The organism is Achromobacter sp., assembly GCF_049647645.1.
Classification (GTDB): Bacteria; Pseudomonadota; Gammaproteobacteria; order Burkholderiales; family Burkholderiaceae_B; genus Achromobacter.
On record NZ_JBARYB010000178.1, the window covers coordinates 1 to 2330 of the forward strand.

The window sequence follows — 2330 nt, forward strand, 5'->3', positions numbered from 1 at the left end:
GCGCCGGGCTCTGGCGCGGCTGGCGCATCGCCGTGGCGCGCCTGCTGCTCGCAGGCGTATAGCCGGATGGCGACGGCGGCCGAAGGTTCGCGGGCCAGGGCCCGCCGCTCGATGAGCGCGGCTTCAAAGGCATCGGGCAGCGCTGCGGCCGTCAGGGCCAGGGTGTCAGCGTCGATGGCGTCGCCTTCGGGTTCCCGGCCGCAGGCGGCGGCTAGCCGCCGCCACATGGCGTCCTCGCGCGCGGGGTCGTCGGCCTGGGCGTTGACCTTGGATATGGCGTTGTTGCGCAGGCGCAGCGTGTGCGTGGCGCCGCCCAGGTGCAACTGCGCGCCGTCCTGCACCTGGTAGCTCAGCGGCAACGCGATGGAGCGGCCGACGGGGGCGGGCTGGCCCACGTCCTTGATGGCGAAAGTGTTGCGCGAGTAGTCCATCAGGCGCGAGAACAGGTCGATCAGCGCGCCCCGGCCTTCATAGACGCCGCTGATCGGGTTGTCGCCTTCCTCGTTCCAGACCACGTCCTCGGCGAACAAGGGGAACAGCAACTCGAATTTTCCGGCCAGCAGCGAACCGCGGTACGCCTCGAGCAGGCGCTCGACGTCCTCGGCGCCCATGGGGGCGCCACGTCCGGCGGCGCGCGCCGGTTGCGCCGCGGCGGGATCCCGGTCCATGAATTCAAGCACGTTGGCGGCGACCCGGTCGCGGTCGTTGTCCACGCAGATCATGTGATAGCTGTTGTCCAGCAGCACCAGCCGGCTGCCGGCGATCTGCTGGTGCAGCAGATGGGCCGAACGCACGGACGTGAGCTCGTCTTCGTGGGCGTGCACGATCAGGGTGGGGCAGCCGATGCGGTCCAGCCCGCGCTTGACGAAGCCGCGCAGCCGGTCGACTTCGCGCACGCAGGCCAGCGGCACCCAGCGGTAGTGGAAGTTCTCGCCGCGTTCGAACTTGGCCTTGACGATGGATCGGACCAGTTCGTTCTTGATGCCGTAGGGCTCTTCCTCTTCGACGCGCATGCGCGCGCCCAGGCCTGGAATGCGGTAGACCAGCTTGCGCAGGCCGCGATACCACGGCGTGCTCCAGCCGTCGATGAACACCGGCGCGGCCAGCGATACCAGCTTGCCTTTCTTGTGGCCCACCCGCTTGCAGAGTTCGACCGCCAGCAGCGCGCCCAGACACATGCCCATCACGTGCAGGGTGTCGTAGCGGCCGGCGATTTCATGGTACTTGGCGGTCACGGCGTCCAGCCAGGCTTCGGCGCGCACCGACACCAGGTCTTCGGGCGTGGTGCCGTGTCCGGGGAGGGTCAGGCTGTGCGTTTCGATGCCGGCGCGCTTGAGCACCTTGTGCATCGAGCCCAGGTCGTATTGGGTCCCGCCCAGGCCGTGGATCAGCAGCGCGCCCGTGCTGGGACTGTCTGGGCTAGCGGACATCGGCCGGCTCGCGCTCGATTTCTCCGAGGCGCCACATGCCCGCCACGACCGCGACGCTGCCGTCGAAGTCGGCCAGCGGCGAGCCGCGGTCGCTGACGACGCGCCAGCCTCCGTTCGCATGCGCCAGCCGGAACGGCAGCGGCGTGCGGTCCTGTGCGCCCGCGCGCCGCGCCGCCCAGTGCATCGACAGGCGGGCGCGATCATCCGGGTGGGCAAGCGCCAGCAGCGAGTCCAGGTCGGAGATGGCGTCGGCCGGCAGGCCGAACGCGTCCTGCAGATCGCCCGCCAGTTCCAGCGCGCCGTCATGCGGATCGTAGCGGTACATGAGTTGATGGCTGCCTGCCAGCGCCAGGTCGAAGCGGCCGCGCCACTGCTCGGCGTCGGCCTGCGCCTGTTCGCGGGCGCTGCGCAGCGTATTGACCAGCAGGAGCAAGAGCGCGGTGACCACCAGATAGGCCTGGGTGGCCAGCAGCACATGCCAGGGATCGTTGGCCTCGACAAAGGGGCCTTCGCCCTGGGCGCTCTGGTAGAGGGCCATTACCATCAGCGTGACCATGGCCAGCGTGCCGCCTTGCGGTCCCCACACCAGCGCGATCAGCACGGCGAACACCAGGGGCAGGTAGGTCAGCTCGAACGACACGACGTAGGGCAGATTGCGGATCATGTCGCCGTCGAAAGTCATGAAGGTCGACACAATCATCAGCGCGTAGGCCACGGCCCCCAGCACGAAGTCCCGCAGGCGCGGGCCGCCCGAGCGGCGCGGGCGGAACTGCGCCCAGCCCGTCAAGGCCGGCGCCAGGATCAGTATTCCGGCGAGATAGGCGATCACCCAGGTGCGCAGCCGCAGCAGCGCGCCGGCCTCCTGCGTCAGCCATAGCCAGCCGCCGCCCAGCAGCGCGC

The 2330-nt window shown here is 69.7% G+C and carries 2 protein-coding genes; both read right to left on the minus strand.

The genetic code is table 11. The features are described 5' to 3' along the window. Window positions 1–1430, minus strand: a 1430-nt coding sequence (locus WBB14_RS20325; protein ID WP_424241438.1) for an alpha/beta fold hydrolase, incomplete at its 3' end; no start/stop codon positions are given. Beyond that, the coding region (locus tag WBB14_RS20330) for an MASE1 domain-containing protein (RefSeq protein WP_424241439.1) at window positions 1420–2330 on the minus strand (911 nt) is incomplete at its 5' end. The genes WBB14_RS20330 and WBB14_RS20325, both read right to left, overlap by 11 nt.